General features: G+C 74.8%; 3 protein-coding genes and 1 pseudogene. 3 read left to right on the top strand and 1 reads right to left on the bottom strand.

The window, feature by feature from the left end; all coding sequences use genetic code 11:
• From ACLU3S_RS36550 to ACLU3S_RS36540, 3 genes and pseudogenes are all read left to right on the top strand, one after another.
• Window positions 1-544, top strand: a pseudogene (locus tag ACLU3S_RS36550) (hypothetical protein); the annotation flags it as partial.
• Between the two features lie 73 nt (window positions 545-617).
• A complete protein-coding gene (locus ACLU3S_RS36545; RefSeq protein WP_413956280.1) occupies window positions 618-1,346 on the top strand; it encodes a molybdopterin-dependent oxidoreductase in 729 nt (242 codons plus the stop codon).
• Complete coding sequence (locus tag ACLU3S_RS36540; protein WP_413956279.1) at window positions 1,330-1,956, top strand: cytochrome b/b6 domain-containing protein; 627 nt, start codon at window positions 1,330-1,332, stop codon at window positions 1,954-1,956. Before ACLU3S_RS36545 ends, ACLU3S_RS36540 begins: the two co-directional genes overlap by 17 nt.
• A gap of 282 nt (window positions 1,957-2,238) precedes the next feature.
• Here the strand turns inward: ACLU3S_RS36540 and ACLU3S_RS36535 are convergent.
• Window positions 2,239-2,825 (bottom strand): zinc-binding dehydrogenase (locus tag ACLU3S_RS36535; protein ID WP_413956278.1); only part of this gene is annotated, 587 nt, incomplete at its 5' end.

The raw sequence follows: 2,825 nt of genomic DNA, 5'->3' as shown, positions 1-2,825 counted from the left end.
CCTCGGCCCGGAGCGCGAGGTGCTCGACGTCTTCGCCGAACTGGGCCGCCGCCACCCCGAGCACCACCACGCCCACCACCTGCTCGTCGCCCGGCTCGCCGAACGGCCCGCGGGCGGCCGGACCGACTCCCACGAGGTGTACGACCTCGCCGAGCAGGCCGCCGCCCGGGCCCCCGCCGACTCCCCGCTGGCCCTGCTGCCGGTGGTCGCCCACGCCGAGCGCTACCGGGTCCTCGCCGCGAGCGGCCTGGCCCCGGCCGACCCCGCCGCCTCCGGCCACTGGTCCGGGCCGCGGGCCCGCCGGATGCTGCGCGCCTGCTTCGACTGGTGGCTGGAGTGGGAGCACGACGACCACCCCCGCCGCCACGTCGACCTCAACCACCTCGCGTTCGCCCTGTCCTGCGCCGGCCGCCCCGCCGAGGCCGCGGCCCTGTTCCGGCGCGTCGGCGCCCATGCCACCCGCGAGCCCTGGTCCTACCCCCGCCAGGACCCCTGGGAGGCCTTCCGCGCGGCCCGCGCCCGCGCGTTTCTGAGGACGGCGTAAGAAGTCATTACGGATCCCTGACCACTGTCCGGTTTCCCTGGCCCCCGAGGGCCGCGAGTGTTCGAATGAATGCGTGAACTCTGGACAATCGGAGGAGCGCGACGGCACCCCGATCGGCCGCCGCGTCTTCCTCGGCACTCTCGGTCTGGGCGCGCTCGGCGTGCTCGCCGCGCCGACCCTGCAGCGCGGCATGGAGGGCTTCCTGGGCAGCGTCTCCGGCAAGGATCCGACGGGCCTGACCGGCCTGCTGCCCAACGGCGGCGGCTTCCGCTTCTACTCCGTCGCCGCCTCCGTCCCGCACAAGGACGCCACCGACTACCGACTCACCGTCGACGGCCTGGTCGACCACCCGCGCACCTACTCCCTGGCCGACCTGCGCGCCCTGCCGCAGACCCGGTTGGTCAAGGACGTCCAGTGCGTCACCGGGTGGCGGGTGCCCGGCACCGCCTTCGAGGGCGTACGGCTCTCGGCGCTGCTGGACGCCGCCGGGGTCCACCCCTCCGCCAAGGCACTGCGCTTCACCTGCTTCGACGGCACCTACTCCGAGAGCCTCACCCTGGACCAGGCACGCCGCCCGGACGTTCTGGTCGCCCTGCGCATGCAGGACAAGGAGGTGTCCTACGAGCACGGCGGCCCGGTCCGCCTCTACGTCGCCCCCATGTACTTCTACAAGTCGGCCAAGTGGCTCTCCGGCATCACCGTCACCGACCGGGTCAAGCCCGGCTACTGGGAGAACCTCGGCTACGACGTCGACGCCTGGGTCGGCCGGTCGAACGGACGCACCGATGAGCCTACGAGCTGACACCCGGGCCCCGGCCGGCGCGCGGATCCACCGCTTCAGCCGCGCCGAACGCTGGGTGCACCGTACGACGGCCGTCCTGATGGGCGTGTGCGTGGTGACCGCGGCCGTCCTCTACATCCCCCAGCTCGCCGTCCTGGTCGGCCGCCGGGAACTGGTCGTCCGCATCCACGAGTGCGCCGGGCTCGCCCTCCCCGTCCCGGTACTGCTGGGCCTGGCCTCCCGCGCCTTCCGCCGCGACCTGCGCTTCCTGAACCGCTTCGGCCCGCACGACCGGATCTGGCTGCGCGCCGCACTGGTCCGCGACAAGCGCCGCTCCTCCCGGCCGGCGGGCAAGTTCAACGCCGGTCAGAAGGTGTATGCGGCCTGGATCGCCGGGGCGACCCTGGTCATGCTCGGCACGGGCCTGCTGATGTGGTTCACCCACCTGGCGCCGCTCGTGTGGCGTACGTCGGCGACCTTCGTCCACGACTGGCTGGCCCTGACCATCGGCGTCGTCCTGGCGGGCCACATCGGCATGGCACTGGGCGATCCGGAGGCGAGACGGGGGCTGCGGACGGGCACGGTGAGCCGGGAGTGGGCGAAGCGGGAGCATCCGCTGTGGCGGCCCTGACTCCTCGACCGCGGGGGTAGTTCGGGGGGCGGCTCGGCGGGCGGGCGGGCTGCGTGGCGTGGTGGTGGGTGTGTGGGTGTGGCGACCACGGCTCCCCCGAGAGCGGGGGCGGTTCGGCGGGGCGGGCCGCGGTGTGGTGGTGGGCGTGTCGCCGGGGTGGCCCGGGACTTCTGGATTGCGGGGGCAGCGTGCGGGCGGCCGCAGGCCACGCTGCTGGGCACCGTGCCCCGGCGGTCCCGACTCCCGAACGCGGCACCTGCAGGGCGCCCGCTGCGACGGATCCTAGCCGGCGAACTCCAGCAGTACCTTGCACGACCGTGTCCGGTCGGCGGCCAGGGCGAACGCGTCCCGGGCCTGCGCCACGGGTACCACCGCGCTGACCAGCCCGTCGAACTCCCCGCGGGCCGCGAGCAGTTCCAGGGCCTCGTCGAACTCGCCGGCGAAGCGGAACGCGCCCCGCAGCTCGATCTCGCGGCTCACCACCAGGTTTCCGGCGAACGGGCTCGGGCCCGGCGGCAGCATCCCGAGCTGGACGACGACGCCGCCGCGCCGCACCAGCCGCAGACAGGTGTCGAGCCCGGCCGCCACTCCGGACGCCTCGACGGCCACGTCCACGTCCTTCGGCCACCCGGCGTCGTCCGGGTCGTCGGCCCGTACCAGCGTGTCGGCCCCGGCGACGGCCGCGTACCCGAGCGCCTCCGGCACCAGGTCGGTCGCCGTCACCCGGGCGGCGCCCGCCGCCCTCGCCGCCGCGACGACCAGGCACCCGATCGGCCCGGCCCCGGTCACCAGCACATGGCGGCCCGTCACGTCCCCGGCCCGGCGCACCGCGTGCAGCGCCACGGACAGCGGCTCGGCGAGCGCCGCCC

This window comes from Streptomyces sp. AF1A (genome assembly GCF_047340315.1).
Lineage (GTDB): Bacteria > Actinomycetota > Actinomycetes > Streptomycetales > Streptomycetaceae > Streptomyces.
Note: the sequence above shows the minus strand (reverse complement) of the source record. Positions and strands in the feature narration are given on the sequence as shown.